Below are 22,331 nucleotides of genomic sequence, written 5' to 3'. Positions count from 1 at the left end.
TTCGCGGGACGATGCGGCACTCACGGAGCGGTGTCCTTCGCTGCGGGGTCCTTCACGGCGATCGCGACCAGATCGAGGCTCGCATCGATGTTCTCGGGGACGATGGCGAAGTCGTCGGTGGAGACCATCGCGACGTCGGCGGTGAGATCGTCCGGCCACGGCTGCCCGGCGAGGGCGCGCTCGATCTGGGCGTCGATGAACGATCCGCCGTGCTTGGCATCGAGTGCGCGCAGCGTGGGGCCGTGGTGCACGCCGGTCATGAGTTCGACGCGGAAGCCGGCGTCCTCGAGCAGTTCGGTCAGTTCGGCGGCGTTCAGCTCACGGGTGTGGAAGGGGTTGAGCGGGGTGTCGCGGCCGGGGGAGAAGGTGATCCGGTTGGGAGTGCTGATGAGCAATTCGCCGCCGGGGGTGAGAACGCGGTGACATTCGCGTAGGAACTGTGTCTGATCCCACAAATGCTCGATCACCTGGAAGTTCACGACCGTATCGACCGATTCGTCCTCGAGGGGAAGTTCGGCGAGGTTTCCGTGCCGGATGTCCACGCGGGGGTAGCGCGCGCGGATGTGTGCGACGGCGCTCTCGTCGTAGTCGAGGCCGATCACGCGCGTCGCCACATCGGCGATCATGTCGGCCCCGTAGCCTTCGCCGGCGCCGGCCTCGAGCACGGCCCGGTTCACGCAACGGGGGAGAAAGTTCTGGTAGACGACCTCGTGACGTCGGAACCAATAGTTCTCCTCGGCGATGCCGGGGACCGTCCGTTCGCCGGTGAGGGGGAGGGCGTGCGCGTCATCGGCGCGGGCGGGGGTGTCGCTCACCGCCACGACATTAGACCTCTCCCCGGAGGGGTGGTCTCCGGTGTTCCAGATCACAGGTTTCGTCGTCCTTCCGTACGGCTATGGTGAACCGGGAATCCCGTCAAGTTACTGACTGGTAACTTAGCGGCTGATAATCTATCGCACACGCCGTGCGAAAGACACGAGTGCTCGGTTCAGGCAGCGCCTTGCCGACCAAAGGCAGCTACACACAGGAGGTCGACGCAGACCCATGACGAACATCGTCGTTTTGATCAAGCAGGTCCCCGACACGTGGTCCGAGCGCAAGCTCAGCGACGGCGACTACACGCTCGACCGTGAGGCCGCCGACGCCGTGCTCGACGAGATCAACGAGCGCGCCGTCGAGGAAGCTCTGCTCATCAAGGAGCGCGACGGCGGTGAGGTCACCGTTCTGACCGCCGGCCCGGACCGCGCCACCGACGCCATCCGCAAGGCGCTGTCCATGGGCGCCGACAAGGCGATCCACCTCAACGATCCCGCCATGCACGGCTCCGACTCGATCCAGACCGCGTACGCGATCGCCGCTGCGCTCGGCCAGATCGAGGGTGTCGAGCTGGTCATCGCCGGTAACGAGGCCACCGACGGTCGCGTGGGCGCCGTGCCCGCGATCATCGCCGAGTACCTGGGCCTGCCTCACCTGACGCACCTGCGCAAGCTCACGATCGCGGACGGCAAGGCCGCCGGCGAGCGCGAGACCGACGAGGGCGTCTTCGGCATCGAGGCTCCGCTCCCCGCCATCGTCTCGGTCACCGAGAAGATCAACGAGCCCCGCTTCCCCTCCTTCAAGGGCATCATGGCCGCGAAGAAGAAGGAAGTTCAGACCCTCACCCTCGCCGACATCGGTCTCGATCCCGAGATCTTCGGTGTTGCGAACGCTGCGTCCACCGTCACCGGTGTGACTCCGAAGCCCCCGCGCACCGCGGGTGAGCGCGTCACCGACGAGGGCGACGGCGGCAGCAAGATCGCTCAGTACCTGGTCGGCCAGAAGATCATCTGATCGCGCCCCGCGACAACATCTGACATATCTAGGAGAGAAGTAGTAATGGCAGAAGTACTCGTGCTCGTCGAGCATGCCGAGGGCGCGCTCAAGAAGGTCAGCACCGAACTCATCACCGCCGCGCGTGTGCTCGGCGAGCCCTCCGCCGTCGTCGCAGGTGCCCCCGGCACCGCCGACGCGCTGCAGGACGCCCTCGCCGCCGCCGGTGCGGTCAAGGTCTACGCCGCCGAGTCCGAAGACGTCGACAACTACCTGGTGACCCCGAAGGTCGACGTCCTCGCGTCGCTCGTCGAGTCCACCAGCCCCGCCGCCGTCATCACCGCCGCGTCCGTCGAAGGCAAGGAGGTGTCGGGCCGCCTCGCCGCCCGCATCGGCTCCGGTCTGCTCGTCGATGTCGTCGACGTCAAGGCCGACGGCTCCGCCGTGCACTCGATCTTCGGTGGCGCGTTCACCGTCGACGCCAAGGCCAACGGTGAGGTCCCCGTGATCTCCATCCGCCCGGGCGCCATCGAGGCCAAGCCCGAGGCTGCCGCCGCCGAGCGTGTGGCCGTCGAGGTTCCGGCCCAGGAAGAGAACGCCGTGAAGATCGTCTCGCGCGATCCGATCGTCGGCGGCGACCGTCCGGAGCTGACCGAGGCGTCGATCGTCGTCTCCGGTGGCCGCGGTGTCGGTTCGGCCGACAAGTTCTCCGTCGTCGAGGAACTCGCCGACTCGCTCGGTGCCGCCGTCGGTGCTTCCCGCGCCGCCGTCGACTCGGGCTACTACCCGGGCCAGTTCCAGGTCGGTCAGACCGGTAAGACGGTCTCCCCGCAGCTGTACGTCGCGCTCGGCATCTCCGGCGCCATCCAGCACCGCGCCGGCATGCAGACGTCGAAGACCATCGTCGCCGTCAACAAGGACGAAGAGGCCCCGATTTTCGAGATCGCGGACTACGGCGTCGTCGGCGACCTGTTCAACGTCGCTCCGCAGCTGACCGAAGAGGTCAAGAAGCACAAGGGCTGATCCGCTCCGGCAGATCGATCCCTGCGCGGCCCCGCTCCTTCGAAAGGAGCGGGGCCGCGTGCATTCTGCGGGAGTGTTCATCGGCGATGCATCGCCGCGACACCCCGTCGCCGCCGGCGCGCCTCCCACGGTCGTTACACCTTGGGGCATGACCACATCGCCGGTGCTGTACCGCCCGAGTGGGTTCACCGCTCCCGTCCTGTCCGGCCCCCGCTACTCCCTCGTCGTGTCGACGGAAGCGTCGGATCGCCTGGCTGCGCAACGCCTTCGGTACCGGGTTTTCTCCGGTGAACCCGGCTTCCGGATCCCCGATGCGGGGGGCGGATCCGACGCCGACCGGTTCGACGAGTTCTGCGACCACGTGCTGGTGCGCGATCGGGTCACCGACGACGTCGTCGGCTGTTACCGGATGCTGCCGCCCGAAGCCGCCCGCGAGGCCGGTGGGTACTACACCGCCACCGAATTCGATCTCTCCGCACTCGACCCACACGGGCGCGGCCTGGTGGAGATGGGCAGGGCCTGCGTCGATCCAGCCCACCGTTCCGGATCGGTCCTCACCCTGATGTGGGCCGGCATCCTGCACTATCTCGAGGCGACCGGACACAACGAGGTCGTCGGATGCGTCTCGGTGCCCATGCGCACGACGCCCGACGAACCCGAGGCGTCGAACGTCCGGGCCGTGCGCGACCTGCTGCTCGAACGACACGCCGTCGAACCCGCAGCGCGGGTCCGACCGCTGAATCCCGTGATGGTCGAAGGCCACCCGCTCGACGAGATCGCTCCGTTGCCGCGTCCCGTGGTCCCGCCGCTCCTGCGCGGATACCTGCGGCTCGGTGCCCGGATCTGTGGTGAACCGGCCCACGATCCGGACTTCGGGGTCGCCGACTTCGTCGCGATACTAGCCGTGGACCGGGCGGACACCCGCTATCTCGCCCGCCTGCGCGCGGCCGCCGAGCGTGCCGAGCGGGGGTCGCGGTGACTCGGGTCGGTACGACACGGGTGCACGCGTGGATGCCGTCGAGTCCGTGCGGGATCCGGTGCCTGCCGGACGGGACGGATCGTGTGGGTCTGCCGACGGTGTGGTTGCGCATCGCGACGGTCGCGGTCGTGCTGACGGTGGTGCCGCTCCTGCTGGCAGGACGGATGATTCCCGCGGCGCGTCGGGAGAGCACGGTGCGGCGCAGTGCGCGCCTGTTGTTGTGGTGCGTAGGCATCCGTCCGACGATCGACGATCGGCGTGACCGACGGGCGCGCGCAGGGGGCGTGCTCGTCGTTGCACCGCACATCTCGTGGACGGATGTCCTCGTCCTCACCGCAGTCGCTCCCGCGGAGTTCGTCGCACGAGCGGACCTGCTCGACTGGGGCCTGCTGGGCGCGCTCGCACGCCGGATGCGTGTCATCCCCATCGAACGGGAACGACTGCGACTGCTGCCCGCCGTGATCGAGCGAGTACGCACCCGCTTGCTGGAGGGCGGGTGCGTCGCCGTCTTCCCCGAGGGCACGACGCGATGCGGACGGTCCCACGGCGGTTTCCGCCCCGCCCTGCTGCAGGCGGCCGTGGACGCGCAGTGCCCCGTCCAGCCCGTCGGCCTGCGATACGGCGAGCGCGGGGGAGACCTCACCGCCGCGCCGGCCTTCGTCGGTGACGAGACGATCGGTTCCTCGATCCGGCGGATGCTCCGGAACCGCGGTGTCGTCGTCGAAGTCGTGCTCGCTCCGCTCGAACATCCGGGTCGGGACCGGCACGATCTGGCAGCCCGATGCGCCCGCGCGGTCCGTGCCGAGCGCCCGGTCGAGGCCGTGACGTTCCTGCCGGTCGGCGGCTCACGGGCCGGTGGAGCGGCACGGACGGTGGACGCCGCCTGACGGGCGACCCCCCTGAGCGCGGCGGGCACCTGCGCCGACCCGCTATCCTGGATCGGTCATGACCTCGCCCGCCGCCGGTCCCTCCGGTACCTCCACGACCGTCTACCTCGATCACGCCGCGACGTCGCCGATGCTTCCTGCGGCCGTCGAGGCGATGACGTCGGTCCTCGCCACCGTCGGAAACGCGTCCTCCCTGCACGGATCGGGGCGCGCAGCGCGCCGGCGCGTCGAGGAGTCGCGGGAGTCGATTGCGGCCGCCCTCGGCGCCCGGCCCTCCGAGGTGATCTTCGTCTCCGGTGGCACCGAGGGCGACAATCTGGCCGTCAAGGGCATCTATTGGGGTCGCCGCGCCCAGGACCCCCGGCGTCGCCGGATCCTCGCGAGCGCGGTCGAACACCACGCCGTGCTCGACGCCGTCGAATGGCTCGTCGAGCACGAGGATGCCCAGGTGACGTGGCTGCCGGTGGACGGCTCCGGCCGCGTCGATCCCACCACGCTCCGCGAGGAACTCTCGCGCCACGCCGACGAGGTCGCCCTCGTGTCCGTGATGTGGGCGAACAACGAGGTCGGCACCGTCATGCCGATCACCGAACTCGCTGCGGTCGCCGCCGAGTTCGACGTCCCGATGCACAGCGACGCCGTGCAGGCGGTCGCGCATCTCCCAGTCGATTTCACCGCGAGCGGACTGTCGGCGCTGACCCTGGCCGCTCACAAGTTCGGTGGTCCGCAGGGAGTGGGAGCGCTGCTGCTCGACAGGCAGGTACCGTGCGTGCCGCTCGCCCACGGTGGGGGCCACGAACGCGACGTGCGGTCCGGGACGCAGGACACCGCGTCCATCGTGGCGATGGCCGCGGCGTTGCGCGAGGTCACCTCGGATCTGCCCGGCCGCACCGCCGAACTCGCGCACCTGCGCGATCTTCTTGTCGCGGGTGTCGAGGCGGCGATCCCCGACGCGATCCTCAACGGTCCTCGCGAGGTCGGACGACTGCCCAACAACGCGCACTTCACGTTCCCCGGATGCGAAGGCGACTCGCTGCTGATGTTGCTCGACGCGGCCGGTATCGAATGCTCGACCGGTTCGGCGTGCACCGCCGGGGTCGCGCGCGCGAGTCACGTACTCGTCGCGATGGGGGCGGACCCGATCACGGCACGCGGTTCGCTCCGATTCTCGTTGGGGCACACCACAACCCGCAGTGACATCGACAAACTGATCGAAACTCTCCCTTCCGTGGTGGACAGGGCTCGCGCCGCCGGACTGGCGAGCGCCGGTGGACGAGGAGGTGACCGGAGATGAGGATTCTTGCGGCAATGAGCGGCGGTGTGGACTCGGCGGTCGCCGCCGCCCGCATGGTCGAGGCCGGACACGACGTCGTGGGAGTGCATCTCGCGTTGTCGGCCGCGCCGGGCACACTGCGCACCGGCTCGCGCGGATGCTGCTCGAAGGAGGACGCCGGCGATGCTCGCCGCGCCGCCGACGTGCTCGGAATTCCCTTCTACGTCTGGGATTTCGCAGACCGCTTCAAGGAGGACGTGATCGACGACTTCGTCGCGTCCTATGCCGCCGGTGAGACCCCGAACCCGTGCCTGCGTTGCAACGAGAAGATCAAGTTCTCGGCGCTGGCCGACCGTGCCGTCGCGCTCGGCTTCGACGCCGTCGCCACCGGTCACTACGCGCAGTTGAACGACGGGGTGTTGCGTCGGGCCGTCGACGCCGACAAGGACCAGTCGTACGTACTCGCTGTGCTCACGGCGCAGCAGTTGTCGCGCGCGGTGTTCCCCGTCGGCGACACCCCCAAGAGCCGGATCCGCGAGGAGGCCGCCGAGCGCGGACTCGCGGTGGCGAACAAGCCCGACAGCCACGACATCTGCTTCATCCCGTCGGGCGACACCCGCGCCTTCCTCGGTGCCCGCATCGGTGTGCGTCCCGGCGCCGTCGTGGACGACCGTTCGGGTGAGGTGCTCGCGCAGCACGAGGGCGTGCACGGTTTCACCATCGGCCAGCGCAAGGGACTCGGTATCGCCGGGCCCGGACCGGACGGACGCCCCCGCTACGTCACCGCGATCGAACCGGAGAGCGGCACCGTCCGGGTCGGCAGCGCCGAACAGCTGAAGGTCGAGTCGATCCGGGCCGAACGCGCCGTGTGGACCTCCGGCACCGCTCCTGTCGGACCGATGGAGTGCGTCGTCCAGGTCCGCGCTCACGGTGGCCTGGCCCCGGCCGTCGCCGAAGCGGTGGGTCCGGGCATCGAGATCTCGCTGCGCGAACCGCTCACCGGTGTCGCCGCCGGTCAGGCCGCCGTGCTGTACCGGTCCGACGCTGCGGGCGACATCGTCCTCGGCAGCGGAACCATCGCGGCAGGGGACCGGTGACGGCACCTGCCACCGGCCGCGAGGTGTGGTCCGGTCTCGCGACAGGCATCGGTTCGTGGCCCGGGACGGACCCGCGCGAGGCCGCGGCGGTCGTCGTCGGCGAACTCACGGATCTGCCCCACCTCGTCGAACTGCCGGCACGCGGCCTCGGTGCCGACATGATCGGGCGGGTCAGCGCCCTGCTCGTCGACATGTACCTCGACACCTCGACCACCGGCTACCGCCTCGTGTCGCGACGCGGCGGTGTGGCCGCCCGGGCGCGCGACCTGCTCGCCCAGGACCTCGATGCGCTCGAGGAAGCCTGGGAACGTGCCGGGCTGGATGCCGGCCGCCCCGTGAAGGTGCAGGCTGCCGGGCCGCTCACCCTCGCCGCCCACGTCGAACTCGCCACGGGACGCCGGGTGCTCACCGACCGCGGCGCCGTTCGCGACCTGGCCGAATCGCTCGCGGAGGGCCTGGCCCGACACGCCGCCGAGATCACCCGCCGGCTCGGGGTTCAGGTGGTCGCGCAACTCGACGAACCGTCGCTGCCGGATGTGCTCGCCGGAACGCTGAAGGGCCGGACCGTCCTCGAGACCGTCCCTGCCGTGCCGGACCCGGAAGCGCTGGACGTGCTCGACACGACGATTCGGGGCACTGGGCTCTCCGTCGCGGTGCACTGCTGCGCGGGCACCTTCCCGGCCGACTTCCTGCGGCGCAGCGCTGCCGACGCTGTGGCCTTCGACGTCGGATGCGTGCGACGCTCCGACCTCGACGGACTCGGGGAGCTGTTCGACTCGGGCACGGTCCCGATACTCGGACTCGTGCCCGCCACCGCGCCGGCCTCGACGGGCTGGCGCGAGTACGCGGCACCGGCCGTCGAGCTGATCGACCGGCTCGGGTTCCCCAGGAAGGTGCTGCAATCGGTGGCGGTGAGCCCGGTCTGCGGGCTGGCCTCGGCCTCCACGGAGGGGGCACGGGCCGCTCTGCGTTCGTTGCGCGACGTCGCGTCGGCCTTCGCTGAGGAAGCCGACACGCTCTGAGTATTCCGGTCGGTCCCCTCGACTAGGCTTGCAGGCTGTGAGTGAACCGACGGACGCACCCATCACCGCTCCTCCGGAGGCGCGTGAGCGCTGGCAGGATCTCGCCGAACAGGTGCGCGAGCATCAGTTCCGTTATTACGTGCGCGACGCCCCCATCATCTCCGACGGTCAGTTCGACGCGCTCCTCGGCGAACTGCAGGCACTCGAGGATCAGTACACCGAACTCCGCACGCCGGATTCGCCCACCCAGCTGGTCGGCGGCGGCTTCGCCACCGAATTCGGTGCCGTCGAGCATCTCGAACGGATGCTCAGCCTCGACAACGTCTTCGACGAGGACGAACTGCGCGCGTGGCTCTCGCGCGCCGAGGTCGAGACCGGCACTCACCCCGATTATCTGTGCGAGGTGAAGATCGACGGCGTGGCGCTCAGCCTCGTCTACGAGAACGGCAAACTCGTCCGCGCGGCCACCCGCGGCGACGGACGCACCGGGGAGGACGTCACCCTCAACGCCCGCACGATCGACGACGTTCCCGAAAAGCTCACCGGCACCGCCGAGTACCCGATCCCGACGTTGCTCGAAGTGCGCGGCGAGGTGTTCTTCCGGCTCGAGGACTTCCAGACCCTCAACGCCGGGCTGGTGGCCGAAGGCAAGCCGCCCTTCGCGAATCCCCGCAATTCCGCCGCCGGTTCCCTGCGGCAGAAGAACCCGGCCGTCACCGCGCGCCGGCGTCTGCGCATGTACTGCCACGGCTACGGCCGCATGGAGGGCTTCGAACCCCGCTCGCAATCCGACGCCTACGCGGCCTTCGCGGCCTGGGGCCTGCCCGTCTCACCGCACACTGTTCGCGTGCAGGGCGCCGAGGCGGTCGTCGAGCGGATGCGCTACTGGGGCGAACACCGCCACGACATCGAACATGAGATCGACGGCCTGGTGGTCAAGATCGACGACATGGGGCTGCACCGACGCCTCGGTGCCACGTCCCGCGCCCCACGGTGGGCGATCGCCTACAAGTACCCGCCGGAGGAGGTCACCACCAAGCTCCTCGACATCCGCGTAAGTGTCGGGCGCACCGGACGCGTGACCCCCTTCGCCTACATGGAGCCGGTCACCGTCGCCGGGTCCACCGTCTCGCTGGCGACGCTGCACAACGCGTCCGAGGTGGAGCGCAAAGGCGTGCTCATCGGCGACACCGTGGTCATCCGCAAGGCCGGCGACGTGATCCCGGAGGTCCTCGGCCCGGTCGTCGACCTGCGCGACGGTTCCGAGTACGCCTTCGAGATGCCCACGCAGTGCCCCGAATGCGGTACCACCCTCGCCCCGGCGAAGGAGGGCGACGTCGACCTGCGCTGCCCCAACTCGCGGTCGTGCCCGGCGCAATTGCGCGAGCGGGTCTTCCACGTCTCGGGCAGGGGAGCGTTCGACATCGAAGCCCTCGGCTACGAGGCGGCCACGGCCCTGCTCGAGGGGAAGATCATCGCCGACGAGGGCGACCTGTTCTCGCTCACGAAGGAAGACCTCGAACGCATCCCGTTTTTCCGCACCACCAAGGGCGTGCTGTCGAAGAACGGCGAACGTCTGCTGCAGAACCTCGACAAGGCGAAGGAACAGCCGCTCTGGCGCGTGCTGGTCGCCCTGTCCATCCGGCACGTCGGACCGACCGCTGCGCGTGCGCTGGCCACCGAGTTCGGCAGCCTCGACCGGATCCGGGCCGCGTCCGTCGACGAGCTCGCGGCCGTCGAGGGCGTCGGACCGACGATCGCCGCGGCGGTGACCGACTGGTTCACCGTCGATTGGCACGTCGCGATCGTCGACAAGTGGGCGGCAGCGGGTGTGCGGATGGCCGACGAACGCGACGAATCGATCCCGCGAACCCTCGAAGGACTGTCGATCGTGGTTACGGGCACGCTCGCGGGATTCTCCCGCGACCAGGCCAAGGAGGCCGTCCTCGCGCGCGGAGGCAAGGCCGCCGGATCGGTGTCGAAGAAGACGGCTTTCGTCGTCATCGGCGACAACCCGGGTTCGAAGGCCGACAAGGCCGCCGATCTCGGAGTACCCGTGCTCGACGAGGACGGTTTCCGGATCCTGCTCGACGAGGGGCCCGACGCCGCTCGCGCCTATCTCGAAGGGCGCGAAGGGGAGAACTGAGACGCTCTCCGCCGGGAGGTGCCCTGCCCGCGGATTCTCAGGAGGCCGTTGCGGATTCCGGTTCCTCGGCGCTGCGCCTCCCGAGGAATACCGCCGCGGCGAGCAGGAAGCAGATCGCCCCGACGAACGTGCCGGTGTTGGCAAGGCTCGGGTCGAGAGTGTTTCCGTCGTCGAGGACGAACGAACCGACGGCGGAGACCCCGAAAGCGATCGACCCGAGCATGTTCAGCCACCCGCTGATCCAGTCCTTCGAGCGCGGCGCCCAATGCGAGCCCGCTCGCCAGAGGACTGCACACGCGATCGCGCTCGACACCAGAAAGCACAGGGAACCTTCGAGATTGGGGTTCCACACCAGGTGCTTCTCACCCTTGACGGTGTGGGCGTGCAGTGCGGCTCCCGTGCTGACGTTGAACAGCAGCGTACCGATGAACTGGATCAGCGACGCGAGCCAGTCGGCGCGGATCGCCGGGCTGCCCTTGTCCGTGACGGTGGCCGGCCCACTGAGCATCAATTGGACGAATGCTGCACCCGTGAAGAACCAGGAACCCACGAAGAACGAAGTATTTGCACCGGCGGTGCCGAGAAGCGTCGCAATTCCGGGCGCCGAACCCAATGCGAACAGGGCGGCGCCGATGACGAATCCCCAGGACTGCATGCGCAATGTCGGGTGAATCAGCATTGGCGCAGTGTAAGTCGAAGATCGGAAATATGTGTGTTTTCAAAAGAAACTATCCGATCGAATAGGTGCAGTTCAGAACGAACTTTCGAAAAGGGTGAACGGTTGGGGTGAATTGGTTCGGGATCCTTTCTGTTGGTCGGAAGTCGTGTTCGATGCGCGTTAGCGTCCCAGCCATGACGGAAACCGGTAAGTCCACTCAGCGCCTTCTTTTTCGTAATGTGCGAGTTTTCGACGGAGTTTCCGGAGAGCTCGTCACCGGCGACGTACTGATCGACGGAGACCGCATCGTCGCCGTATCCGAATCGCCGATCGGCGACGAACCCGGCCGCGAGACCGACGTGATCGACGGCGGCGGGCGGGTCCTCATGCCCGGCATGTCCGACGCGCACGTCCACCTCGTCGGTAACGCGAACTCCTACATCGACATGGTGATGGGCAGCGAAGCGCACATCGCGCTCAACGGCCTCGCCGAGGCCCGCAACATGCTGCTGCGCGGCTTCACCGCCGTCCGCGACATGGCCGGCGACACCGGCAGCATCAAATCGGTGATCGACCGGGGATTGTTCGACGGTCCCCGCATCTACCCGTCCCAGGCCGCGATCTCGCAGACGTCCGGGCACGGCGACTTCGGCTTCGTCTACGAATGCCCCACAGCCCTCGGTGGGGATCAGGCCCGCGCCGAACAGATCGGCTTCATGCGGGTCGCAGATGGTGAGGACCGGGTCCTCGCAGCCGTGCGCGAGCAACTCAAGAAAGGTGCATCGCAGATCAAGCTGATGGTCGGCGGCGGAGCGGCGTCCATGTACGACCCGCTGTACACCGTCCAGTTCATCGACAGAGAACTGCGTGCCGCCGTCCAGGCCGCATCCGACTACGGCACGTACGTGGCCACCCACGTCTACAACGTCACCGGGATCCGCCGCGCGGTCGCGGCCGGGGTGAAGTCGATCGAGCACGGCCACCTCGCCGACGAGGAGACCGTCGCACTGCTCGCGGAGAAGGAGGTGTGGTTGTCGATGCAGCCTTTCGCGCTCGGCGACCACCACTATCCCGACCCGGATCGCGCGGAGAAGGACAAGCAGATCTGCACCGGCACCGACCACGTCTACGAGTGGGCGCAGAAGCACGGCGTGAAGACGGCCTGGGGAACCGACCTGCTGCTCGAGCCGCAGATCGCGCCGCGCCAGAGCGAGATGGCCGCGCGGCTCGGCGACCACTACAGCAACCTCGACGCGCTGCGGATGCTCACCTCCGGAAACGCCGAACTGTTCCGGCTCGCAGGCGAACGCGATCCCTACCGTCAGGCCCGATGGGGTGTGATCGACAAGGGCGCCTGGGCGGACGTGCTCCTCGTCGACGGCAACCCGCTCGAGGATCTGAGTCTGATCGCCGATCCGGCAAAGAACCTGTCGGTCATTGTGAAGGACGGCCACGTCGTCAAGAACAGCCTGTGACCGTGGCAGCGCATCGGACACGGCACCACACCCCACTCGCTCGGCGCAAGGACAGTCGGTGACTCACTACGGGCAGCACAGCGACGCAGAGGCCTGGGACGAGTTGTCGGACGAGCAGCTCGAGGATCCCTTCGTCGTGGACGGAAACTACGGCGGAACGCCGGTGGGCACAGCCGAACCGGATGATGTCGGGACTCCGCCGTACGGCGCTCCGGTCGTGCAGCGGGCAACCGCCCGGCAGACGCCGGGCACACTCGTGTCGGCGCGCGGGATCGAACTCCACGGACCCTGGGGCCATGTCTTCGGCCCCCTCGACCTGGACCTCGACGCCGGGGGAGTGACGGTTCTGGCCGCGCAGGCCGGTGCTGCGCGTACCGCGTTGCTCATGGCTCTGTGCGGTCGCATGCGACTGACCCGGGGATCGCTGACGGTTCTCGGCGAGGACAGACCGCAGAAGATCATCGCGCGGTCGGCGATTGCGTGCATGAACGAGCTCGACGAGGTACGCCCGTCGGTCACCGTGCGCGATCTCGTCACCGAGCAGAAGCGGTGGGATTCCCCGTGGTACAAGTTCGTTCCGCGGGTCCGTGAGTACGGTATCGCCGAGATGTGCGAGGAGATCTTCGGCGACGTACCGCTGCCACCGCTCGAGGCGTTCGTCGACGACCTCCCCGAACTCCAGCAAGTGCTCCTGCGGATCTCGGTGGCGAACACCCGGCGTCCGCCACTGCTGGTGGTGGGCCGGATCGATCGGATCGCCGACGACGTCGAACGTGCCACCCTGCTCGGCCGGCTCGTCGCGCTCGGTGAGAACCAGGCGGTGATCATCGGCGACGTGAACCCCGTCGACCCCGATAGCGGGGTACGGGCCGTGGTGGACATGCACGATCTGCTCGGGCCCGGTGACATCGGCGTCCTGACGAAGAGGAAGTGACGAGTGCTCGCAGGCGTCTCTCTCGGTAGCGACTCGAAGCGATACTTCCGCGGCACGATGCCGCGCATCGCGATCGCGACGATCATTCTCATGCCGTTGCTGTACGGGGCCATGTACCTGTGGGCCTTCTGGAATCCGTTCGGTGCGGTGAACAAGATTCCCGCGGCGATCGTCAACAACGACACCGGTCGTTCGTCGACGGGGGAACAGGTCGACGCCGGCGATCAGGTCGTGAAGTCTCTCATCGCATCCGGTCAGCTCGATCTGGCGGAGGTGTCGGAAGAGGACGCCGTCGCGGGTCTGGCCGACGGAAAGTACTACTACACCATCACGATTCCGGAGAATTTCACCGAAGCGGTCGAATCCCCCAACGGCGACAACCCGGAGAAGGCGAATCTGGTCTTCACTTTCAACGACGCGAACAACTATCTCGCGACGATCATCGGGCAGGACGCGTCCGAACAGGTGATCGGACAGGTGAACTCCACGATCGGTGCCCAAGGTGTCGGGACCGTGCTCACCGGTCTCGAGAGTGCCGGCTCGGGTCTGAAGCAGGCCGCCGACGGTGCCGGGCAACTCGCCGACGGCATCGACACGGCCAAGAGCGGCGCGGACCAGCTCGCTTCGGGATCGCAGGAGCTCGCGATGAACATGGTCGCGGCGCGAGACGGGTCGGCGCAGCTCGCTACCGGCGCGAACGAACTCGCCACCGCGATCGACGGCGTGACGGGTCCGCTGCTCAGCGCGCTCGACAGCGGTGCCCTCTCGGGTGTCGCCGGGCAGGCAGCGGAGCTGCGGGCCTCGCTCGACGCCCTCGAATCGCGGGTACCGCAGACCACGCAGTCGACGGTGAACCAGGCCGTACAGCAGGTCGTCGACATCCTGAACCGGAGCTCCGATCCGGTCGTGCAGCAGGCGATCACCGCGTTGACACCGCTGACGGCGCAACAGGCGGCCTCCGATGCCGACGCCCTACGCGCTGAGATCATGCGTCTGCAGGCAGGCGCCGAACAACTCGAGTATCAACTCGGCAACCCGAACAGTCCGCTACAGGGAGCCCTGGCGACGTTGTCGAACGGGGGACTGGCGGCGGACGTGAACCGACTCCGCAGCGGTGTCGACGAACTGAGCTCCGGTGCCGCCACGCTGAACTCCGGTCTCGTCCAACTCACCGACGGCAGTGTCCAGTTGGCCGACGGAGCAGGAGAGCTGTCCTCGGGCATGGTCGAGTTGCAGTCGGGTTCGCGGGAACTCGCGCAGGCCCTGAGTCAGGGTGCCACCCAGGTGCCGAACTGGACGGACGAACAACGCACCGCCACCGCCGAGACGTTGTCGACTCCGGTTGCTCTGCAACAGAACTACACGAACGAGGCACCCACCTTCGGTACCGGTTTCGCCCCGTTCTTCCTGTCGCTCGCCCTGTTCGTCGGCGGCATCATCACCTGGATGCTGCTCACCCCGTTACAGTCGCGGCCCACCGTCGCGGGACTCGGTGCCTACCGCACGGTCCTCGCGTCGTACTGGCCGGCTCTGCTGGTAGGCATCCTGCAGGTGGTCGTGATGTACACGGTCGTCCATTTCGGCGTCGGACTGGACGTGAAGCACGTCGTGGGGACGATCCTGTTCCTGATGTTGATCTCCGCAACGTATCTGGCCATGATCCAAGCGTTCAATGCGATCTTCGGCGTCGCCGTCGGTCGGGTGGTGACCTTGGCCTTCCTGATGCTGCAACTGGTCTCGGCCGGCGGTATCTACCCCGTGCCGACCACGGCGAAGCCGTTCCAGTACATCCACCCGTTCGACCCGATGACCTACACCGTCAACGGTCTGCGGCAGCTCACCGTCGCCGAGAATATCGATTCGCGATTGTGGATCGCAATCGCTGTCCTGGCCGGAATCCTGCTCGTATCGTTGACGCTGAGTGCCCTGTCGGTTCGGCGCAACCGCCGCTACACGATGGAGAGGCTGTACCCGCCGATCGAGGTGTGAGAGCCGCCCCGTATGTCCTGAAGTCACCGGATCGACGAGTGTTCGATGCGGGAAATGGAGGAAATCATGTCAGAGTCCAATGCTCCAGCCGAGACACTCGCACCTGCCTTCACCGGCAGACTCGGTACCGACCCGATTCCTGCTCTGCGACTTCCCAAGTCGGAGACCGATCCTGAGGCGACGTACCAGTTCATACACGACGAGCTGATGCTCGACGGCAGCTCGCGGCTCAACCTGGCGACCTTCGTCACCACGTGGATGGATCCGCAGGCGGGTCGTCTCATGGCCGAGACGTTCGACAAGAACATGATCGACAAGGACGAGTATCCGGCCACGGCGGAGATCGAGACCCGCTGCGTCAACATGGTCGCGGCCCTGTTCCACGCCGAGAACCTCGATCCGGCCGATCCGTCGTCGGCCACCGGCGTCTCGACGATCGGTTCGTCCGAGGCCGTCATGCTCGGCGGTCTCGCGCTCAAGTGGCGCTGGCGTGAGGCCCGTAGGGCCGCCGGCAAGGACGCGTCGAAGCCGAACCTGGTGCTCGGCAGCAACGTGCAGGTGGTGTGGGAGAAGTTCTGCCGCTACTTCGACGTCGAGCCGAAGTACCTGCCGATGGAGCCCGGCCGTTACGTCATCACCCCCGAGCAGGTCCGTGAAGCGGTCGACGAGAACACCATCGGCGTCGTCGCGATCCTCGGCACCACCTTCACCGGTGAACTCGAGCCCGTGGCGGAGATCGCCGCCGCGCTCGACGAGCTCGCGGCCTCCGGCGGTCCCGACGTCCCGTTGCACGTCGACGCCGCCTCCGGTGGCTTCGTGGTGCCCTTCCTCCATCCGGACCTCGAATGGGACTTCCGTGTGCCGCGGGTCGTGTCCATCAACGTCAGTGGTCACAAGTACGGCATGACCTATCCGGGTATCGGTTTCGTCGTCTGGCGCTCGAAGGAACATCTGCCCGAGGACCTGGTCTTCCGGGTCAACTACCTCGGTGGCGACATGCCGACGTTCACGCTCAACTTCTCGCGTCCTGGTAACCAGGTCATCGGCCAGTACTACAACTTCATTCGGCTCGGTGTCGCCGGGTACACGCAGATCATGGAGACCCTGCGCGACACCGCGCTCATGCTGTCGAAGCAGATCTCCGAGATCGAGAACATGGCGATCATCACGGACGGCTCCGCCATCCCGGTCATCTCCTTCGAGGTGACGGGCGACCCCGGCTTCACGGTGTTCGACATCTCCCACGAATTGCGGGCCCGCGGATTCCAGGTTCCGGCCTACACGATGCCGGCCGACGCGGAGGACGTCGCGGTCCTGCGAATCGTGCTTCGCGAGGGCTTCAGCCGGGACATCGCCCACAAGCTCGGTGAAGACATCGCCGATGTAGTCGGATATCTCCGCGAGGGTGTCGGTCGCGGCCACACCGACCAGGCATTCGCACACTGAACGAAGTCGCAGCGGGGGAGAAGCTCACCGAGTTTCTCCCCCGCCGACGTGAAATCCGTTCGTGGACCGTGTGAATGGAGGTGCGGAACTACTTCGATGTGATTCCTGGCGCGCGATCGGAATCCCGGCGAAATCCGTCATTTCCCCCGCCGGCTGCTAATATTTGCACATACTTGTGAGTCCGTTTCGAGGGCGATGCTGCCCGGATGCGAAAGGGATAGTGGACGTGCCGAGAACACTGCCTTTGTCCCGTCGCCGATTGTTCTCCGTTCTGTCCGCGCATTCCGAACTCGCCGTGATCCTCGGTGGCCCCTTCTCCGGCAAGACGACCCTCGTCGACACGTGGCTGGCGACCGACCCGTGTCCCGAGTGGGCGCCGGTGGTGATTCCCGAACCCGCGCACGACGTCACACCCGAGACCTACTGGGCGACGGTGGCATCGTCGCTGTGTACCTCCCTCGGAGTCGACGAACCCGTTGCGGCGGAAGGCTCCTTCGACTCGTTGTGTTCGATACTGGTCCGGCACCCCTGGCCCGTGATGTTCGTGCTCGACGGTGTCCGGTCGGTCGAAGCGATCGAAGACCGGGTCGGGCAGTTGCTGCGGCTCGGGCCGCAGGTGCGGATGGTGGTCACCAGCAGGGCCGCAGGCTCGTGGGCCGAACTTGTCGACGGACACCCGCACAGGACGATCGTCGGCGACGACGACCTGGCGTTCACCGTGGACGAGACCGCTGCACTGTGCCGGCTCTTCGGACTTGCGCGGGACCAACGCACCATCGAGTGGATCACCCGCCGCACCGAAGGATTCGCCGCATTCGTCGCGGCGGTGTGTGCGACGCTGCGTGCCGAGAAGCCGGATCGGGTCTACGGCACCGACGCCCTCGACGTCCTGGTCGACTCGACCGTCGATCTCGTCGTCATGCATGTCGTGGCCGCGGATCCCTCACTGGCACTGTCCTCCCGCTCGGTCCTCGTCTCCGCCGCACCCAACACGGTGACGGAGTTGTCGATTTCGGCTCTACCGCACATCGACGACAGCGACGCCTTCCTCACCTCGCTGACCGAGTCGGGACTGATCGAGGCCTGCTCGACGGACGAGGACTCCACGGACGGCGAGACCGCCTGGCGCTATCCCGAGGTCGTCCACAGATCACTCCTGCGGGTGGGCAGCGCCGAATACCCGAAGGAGCTGTGGGATGCGCGGTCGGCTCTCATCGACTACTGGTTGCAGCGCTCGCGTCCGGACATCGCCCTCGAACATGCCGTGGAGCGGCGCGACTGGCGATGCGCGATCGACATCGTCGAGAAGAACTGGGTGGCGCTGTACGGAAGCGGATCGCTCCGCTCCCTGGGGATCGTGCTGCTCGAGCTGCTCCCCGACGACATGACGACCAACGATCGCACCGTCGCGTCGCTGCGGACGATCACCCGTGCCCGGAACAAGGCGGGAGAGCCGGAACAGTGGGCCTTCCCTCGATCCTTCGAAACGATCCTTCGCCTCGGAAGTCTCCGGATGCAGGGTGCCTACGACGAGGCGATGGAAGTGTGCGACGGCCTGGCCACCGAACCCGTGCCGAATTTCGAGACGCTGGACGACACGACCCGGCACGCCCACGGACTGAAATACCTCAACTTCGGCACCGTCTACCTCCTCGGCGGACGCACCACCGATGCCGGAACGATGCTGCGCCGTGCCCACACGGCGGGTCGCGGTGTGTTCGTCGAGCGAGAGGCCGCGGGCAAACTCGCGCTCCTCGAAGCCCTCCGGGGCCGGACCCACGAGGCGACCCGGTGGATCGAGGAGGAGCTCCGGCATCCGCCGATCATGGGAGAGGCCGAGGCCCTCATCCGTACGGCGGGCCTGGTCGCCACCGCGCTCGTGGCCCTCGACAGGCTCGACACCGGCACGGCCTTCCGCGCGCTCTCCGAACTCGGCACTCCCCGCCACACGGAAGAGTTGTGGGCGGCCGTCATGTACGCGCGGGGGCGACTGGCGCTGCTGAGCGGTGTGCCTGCCGACGGCCTGCTGTACATCGATTCGGAACTTCAGCACTTCTCCCATCGCCTCACCGGTATCTCCGCGGTGTTGGTCGATGCCGCGCGTGCCGACCTGTACCTCGCGCTCGGCGAGGCCCGCGCGGCGCGCGAGCTGGTCGACAGCTCGACGCACCCCCTCACGGCTCCGGCCCGTGCGCGATTGCGTCTGCTCGGCGGCGATCCCGGAGGCGCGGAGGTGATCGTGCATCGTGGGGATGCCGCCCGTGAGCACTGTCCGGCCGTCGGTGCGGAACTCGCCCTGATCGGATCGGTGGCGTCTCTGAGACTCGGTCGCCGCACCGATGCGCGACGGCATCTCCAGCGGGCCGTGGTGCTGGCGGAACATGCCGGGGTGACACGGCCGTTCGTCGGAGTCCCGCCCTCGGCCGTGCGCGACATCCTGTCGCTCGGGGTCGACCTGCCGATCGATCTCGACCCGGCGATGGCCGAGTACGGCATCTTCCGCGAGATCCGTGTCGTCGTACGGCTGACCCCACGCGAGCGCGCGGTCCTCGACGCGTTGCTCGCCGGCGGCACGGCGAGCACGATCGCCAAGGAACAGTTCGTCACCCTCAACACCGTCAAGACCCAATTGCGTTCCCTCTACCGGAAACTGGGCGTGCATTCGCGTGAGGAAGCGATCGCGCAGGCGCACAGGCTCGTCGTCGGCTGAGACCCTTTCCCGAAGCTGCGACCGGAACCCCGGGGACTATCGGAGGACGGTGCCGACGATGCCCGCGAAGTAACCGATGCGTGCGATCTCGGACGGACGGAACTCCGGTCCGCCGGGGCGGCCGAGGACGAGGACACGTTCGGGCGATCCGAGGGGAGCGGCCGCGAGCATCGTGTCCATGTCGCGCCAGAGCTGCGGCACCCACTCACCGTCGTGGTCGAGCAGGGTGGCCTCGGCGAGCGGCATCCAGGGGACGCCGTCGAGGCGGGTCTCCGGCGAACCCGGGCTCCCCGCGAGGCGGAAGATGCCGTTCGGGCCGACTCCGAGCACGGTCGCCCAACCCACGCGGAGCACCCGGGGAGCACCGTCGACGAGGATCTGGATGCGGTCGTCGCGGGCGGCGGCGACGTGATCGATCAGTTCGAGTTCGCGATGGGTGTCGAGGATTCCGGCGTAGGGACGGATCGAGTCGACCGTCACACCGGGCAGGGCCTCGGCCGCGGTGAGGAGCGTGTCGGGGAGCTTGCCCGGCTCGACGTCGACGACGAGATCGTCGATCGCGAAGTCCGTGCCGCGTTCGACGACGTCGAGCGACAGGATGTCGGCGCCGACCGAACCGAGCGCCAGGGCGAGCGAGCCGAGGCTACCGGGACGATCGGGGAGCCTGACACGCAAGAGGTACGACACGTGAGTCCTTTCCCCAGTCGGTTTCGTGCCGTCGACGAACGCCACATCGACGGCACATGGTGCGCCGGCATCCGAGTGCCGGCCCAGGGGCCCGTGTCGACCTCTGGCAGACCACATCCTTGCACCTCGGCGCCGGCGTCCGGGACGGCGCAGATCCGAAATTATGCCGACCCCATCGATAATCCCCGGTCGCGACGGTGCATGTCACACGAACGCAACACAGCGTTGCGAAGCTTGCAACATCGGCGGACGGGACGCGACGCCGACCGGGCGACGAGTGATGTCGCCGAACCGCGTGCGCCGTCGCTTCCAGGACGCATTACCCTGGACAGGACGTTCACTCTCCATCGGAAAGGGGCCATTCACGGTGCCTGCCATCTCCCGTGACGAGGTCGCGCATCTCGCCCGGTTGTCCCGGCTTGCGCTGACCGATGCCGAACTCGACGAGTTCGCCGGTCAGTTGGATTCGATCCTCAACCACGTCAAGGCGGTGTCGGAGGTGGCCGCGGACGATGTGGCTCCCATGGCGAACCCGAACGCCGTCACCAATGTGACGCGACCCGACGTCGTCGTCCCCGGTCTCACACCCGAGCAGGCGCTCTCCGGTGCGCCGGCCGTCGAGGAGGATCGCTTCTCGGTCCCGCAGATCCTGGGAGAGGGCGAATGAGCACGGATACGACACGCCTCGACGCCGCGACCCTGGCGTCGAAGATCCATGCCGGCGAACTGTCGTCGGTGGAGGTCACCCAGGCCCACCTCGATCGCATCGCCGAGGTCGACGGCGAGTACAACGCCTTCCTGCACGTCGCCTCCGAGCAGGCGCTCGCCGCCGCGGACGAGGTCGACCGTGCCGTCGCCGCGGGCGAGAAACCGGCCTCGGCGCTCGCCGGTGTGCCGCTCGCGCTCAAGGACGTGTTCACCACCACGGACATGCCCACCACGTGCGGTTCGAAGATCCTCGAGGGCTGGGTCTCGCCCTACGACGCGACGCTCACCACGAAGCTGCGCGAGGCCGGGATCCCCATCCTCGGCAAGACCAACATGGACGAGTTCGCGATGGGTTCGTCCACCGAGAACTCGGCCTACGGCCCCACCCGCAACCCGTGGGACACCAGCCGTATCCCGGGTGGCTCGGGTGGCGGTTCCGCTGCGGCGCTCGCGTCGTATCAAGCACCCCTCGCGATCGGCACCGACACCGGTGGCTCGATCCGCCAGCCCGCCGCTGTCACCGCCACCGTCGGCACCAAGCCCACCTACGGCACGGTCTCTCGGTACGGCCTCGTCGCCTGTGCGTCGTCGCTCGACCAGGGTGGTCCCTGCGGCCGCACCGTCCTCGACACGGCGCTGCTGCACGAGGTCATCGCCGGGCACGACCCGCGCGACTCGACGTCGGTGAACGCCCCCGTGCGTCCCGTCGTGGAGGCGGCGCGCCAGGGTGCGGCCGGCGACCTGAAGGGCCTGAAGGTCGGCGTGGTCAAGGAGTTGCACTCCGACAGCTACCAGCCCGGCGTGCTCTCGTCGTTCGATGCGGCGGTCGAGACGCTCACGAAGCTCGGTGCGGAGGTCGTCGAGGTCTCGTGCCCGCACTTCGAGTACGCGCTCGCCTCGTACTACCTGATCCTGCCGTCGGAGGTCTCCTCCAACCTGGCCCGCTTCGACGCGATGCGGTACGGCATGCGCGTCGACGACGGCACGATGAGTGCCGAGCAGGTCATGGCCGCGACCCGCGCCGCCGGTTTCGGCAAGGAGGTCAAGCGCCGCATCATGATCGGCACCTACGCGCTGTCCTCCGGCTACTACGAGGCCTACTACGGTCAGGCACTCAAAGTCCGGAGCCTCATCGCGCAGGACTTCGACAAGGCCTACGAGCAGGTCGACGTGCTGGTCTCGCCCACGAGCCCGTTCACGCCGTGGAAGCTCGGCGAGAAGGTCGACGATCCGCTGGCGATGTACCTGTCCGACCTGTGCACGCTCCCGACCAACCTCGCGGGGCACTGCGCGATGTCGGTGCCGTCCGGCCTCTCGGCGGACGACGGTCTCCCCGTCGGTCTGCAGATCATGGCCCCGGCCCTGGCCGACGAGCGCCTGTACCGCGTGGGTGCGGCCTTCGAGGCGGCACGAGGACCCATCGTCGCCTGATCCTTTCCCACACCACGACCCGTCGTGCCGTTCGTCGGCCGGCGGGTCGCGGTGTAT

Annotated in this window: 18 protein-coding genes; 15 read left to right on the top strand and 3 right to left on the bottom strand. The window is 67.8% G+C overall.

From position 1 onward, the window contains the following. Positions 1-20: 20 nt before the first annotated feature. Complete coding sequence (locus A5767_RS19765; protein ID WP_006554566.1) at positions 21-821, bottom strand: class I SAM-dependent methyltransferase; 801 nt, start codon at positions 819-821, stop codon at positions 21-23. 223 nt (positions 822-1,044) lie between these two features. Between A5767_RS19765 and A5767_RS19760 the strand changes: the two genes are divergently transcribed. From A5767_RS19760 to ligA, 8 genes are all read left to right on the top strand, one after another. Further along, a complete protein-coding gene (locus A5767_RS19760) occupies positions 1,045-1,830 on the top strand; it encodes an electron transfer flavoprotein subunit beta/FixA family protein (RefSeq protein WP_006554565.1) in 786 nt (261 codons plus the stop codon). Between the two features lie 45 nt (positions 1,831-1,875). Beyond that, on the top strand, positions 1,876-2,832 hold the full coding sequence (locus A5767_RS19755) for an electron transfer flavoprotein subunit alpha/FixB family protein (protein ID WP_006554564.1): 957 nt from the start codon (positions 1,876-1,878) through the stop codon (positions 2,830-2,832). Positions 2,833-2,980: 148 nt separating this feature from the next. After that, on the top strand, positions 2,981-3,811 hold the full coding sequence (locus tag A5767_RS19750; protein ID WP_006554562.1) for a GNAT family N-acetyltransferase: 831 nt from the start codon (positions 2,981-2,983) through the stop codon (positions 3,809-3,811). A gap of 32 nt (positions 3,812-3,843) precedes the next feature. Next, complete coding sequence (locus A5767_RS19745) at positions 3,844-4,698, top strand: lysophospholipid acyltransferase family protein (RefSeq protein WP_064852983.1); 855 nt, start codon at positions 3,844-3,846, stop codon at positions 4,696-4,698. A gap of 58 nt (positions 4,699-4,756) precedes the next feature. Continuing rightward, complete coding sequence (locus tag A5767_RS19740) at positions 4,757-5,992, top strand: cysteine desulfurase family protein (protein ID WP_064852982.1); 1,236 nt, start codon at positions 4,757-4,759, stop codon at positions 5,990-5,992. Continuing rightward, on the top strand, positions 5,989-7,068 hold the full coding sequence (mnmA, locus tag A5767_RS19735) for a tRNA 2-thiouridine(34) synthase MnmA (protein ID WP_024101402.1): 1,080 nt from the start codon (positions 5,989-5,991) through the stop codon (positions 7,066-7,068). The genes A5767_RS19740 and mnmA overlap by 4 nt, the downstream gene beginning before the upstream one ends. After that, complete coding sequence (locus A5767_RS19730; RefSeq protein ID WP_006554558.1) at positions 7,065-8,090, top strand: methionine synthase; 1,026 nt, start codon at positions 7,065-7,067, stop codon at positions 8,088-8,090. The genes mnmA and A5767_RS19730 overlap by 4 nt, the downstream gene beginning before the upstream one ends. 37 nt (positions 8,091-8,127) lie before the next feature. After that, positions 8,128-10,236 carry an NAD-dependent DNA ligase LigA gene (gene ligA / locus A5767_RS19725; RefSeq protein WP_006554557.1) on the top strand — a complete coding sequence of 703 codons (2,109 nt, stop codon included), beginning with the start codon at positions 8,128-8,130 and terminating at the stop codon, positions 10,234-10,236. Positions 10,237-10,273: 37 nt separating this feature from the next. Here ligA and A5767_RS19720 read toward each other — a convergent pair whose 3' ends face one another. Continuing rightward, on the bottom strand, positions 10,274-10,915 hold the full coding sequence (locus tag A5767_RS19720; RefSeq protein ID WP_064061611.1) for a hypothetical protein: 642 nt from the start codon (positions 10,913-10,915) through the stop codon (positions 10,274-10,276). Between the two features lie 173 nt (positions 10,916-11,088). Between A5767_RS19720 and A5767_RS19715 the strand changes: the two genes are divergently transcribed. From A5767_RS19715 to A5767_RS19695, 5 genes are all read left to right on the top strand, one after another. Next, positions 11,089-12,369, top strand: a complete 1,281-nt coding sequence (locus tag A5767_RS19715) for a metal-dependent hydrolase family protein (RefSeq protein ID WP_064852981.1) — start codon at positions 11,089-11,091, stop codon at positions 12,367-12,369. 58 nt (positions 12,370-12,427) lie between these two features. Then, on the top strand, positions 12,428-13,303 hold the full coding sequence (locus A5767_RS19710) for a hypothetical protein (protein WP_064852980.1): 876 nt from the start codon (positions 12,428-12,430) through the stop codon (positions 13,301-13,303). A gap of 3 nt (positions 13,304-13,306) precedes the next feature. Further along, on the top strand, positions 13,307-15,292 hold the full coding sequence (locus A5767_RS19705) for a YhgE/Pip domain-containing protein (RefSeq protein WP_064852979.1): 1,986 nt from the start codon (positions 13,307-13,309) through the stop codon (positions 15,290-15,292). A 54-nt stretch (positions 15,293-15,346) separates the two neighbouring features. After that, positions 15,347-16,738 (top strand): glutamate decarboxylase, encoded by a 1,392-nt coding sequence (locus A5767_RS19700; protein ID WP_064852978.1) that lies wholly within the window; start codon positions 15,347-15,349, stop codon positions 16,736-16,738. Between the two features lie 226 nt (positions 16,739-16,964). Continuing rightward, complete coding sequence (locus A5767_RS19695) at positions 16,965-19,448, top strand: LuxR C-terminal-related transcriptional regulator (RefSeq protein ID WP_231913237.1); 2,484 nt, start codon at positions 16,965-16,967, stop codon at positions 19,446-19,448. Between the two features lie 36 nt (positions 19,449-19,484). On the opposite strand, the gene A5767_RS19690 is transcribed toward A5767_RS19695, so the two are convergent. After that, positions 19,485-20,135: a hypothetical protein gene (locus tag A5767_RS19690; RefSeq protein ID WP_064852977.1), complete on the bottom strand. Its 651-nt coding sequence runs from the start codon at positions 20,133-20,135 to the stop codon at positions 19,485-19,487. A 367-nt stretch (positions 20,136-20,502) separates the two neighbouring features. On the opposite strand from A5767_RS19690, the gene gatC reads away from it, so the two are divergent. Then, on the top strand, positions 20,503-20,802 hold the full coding sequence (gatC, locus tag A5767_RS19685) for an Asp-tRNA(Asn)/Glu-tRNA(Gln) amidotransferase subunit GatC (protein ID WP_006554549.1): 300 nt from the start codon (positions 20,503-20,505) through the stop codon (positions 20,800-20,802). Then, positions 20,799-22,274 (top strand): Asp-tRNA(Asn)/Glu-tRNA(Gln) amidotransferase subunit GatA, encoded by a 1,476-nt coding sequence (gatA, locus tag A5767_RS19680; protein ID WP_006554548.1) that lies wholly within the window; start codon positions 20,799-20,801, stop codon positions 22,272-22,274. Before gatC ends, gatA begins: the two co-directional genes overlap by 4 nt. The last annotated feature ends 57 nt before the right edge of the window (positions 22,275-22,331 follow it).

The sequence above is a fragment of the Rhodococcus sp. 852002-51564_SCH6189132-a genome (assembly GCF_001665495.1).
Classification (GTDB): Bacteria; Actinomycetota; Actinomycetes; order Mycobacteriales; family Mycobacteriaceae; genus Rhodococcus; species Rhodococcus pyridinivorans.
This window is presented reverse-complemented; position numbering and strand designations above follow the sequence as displayed.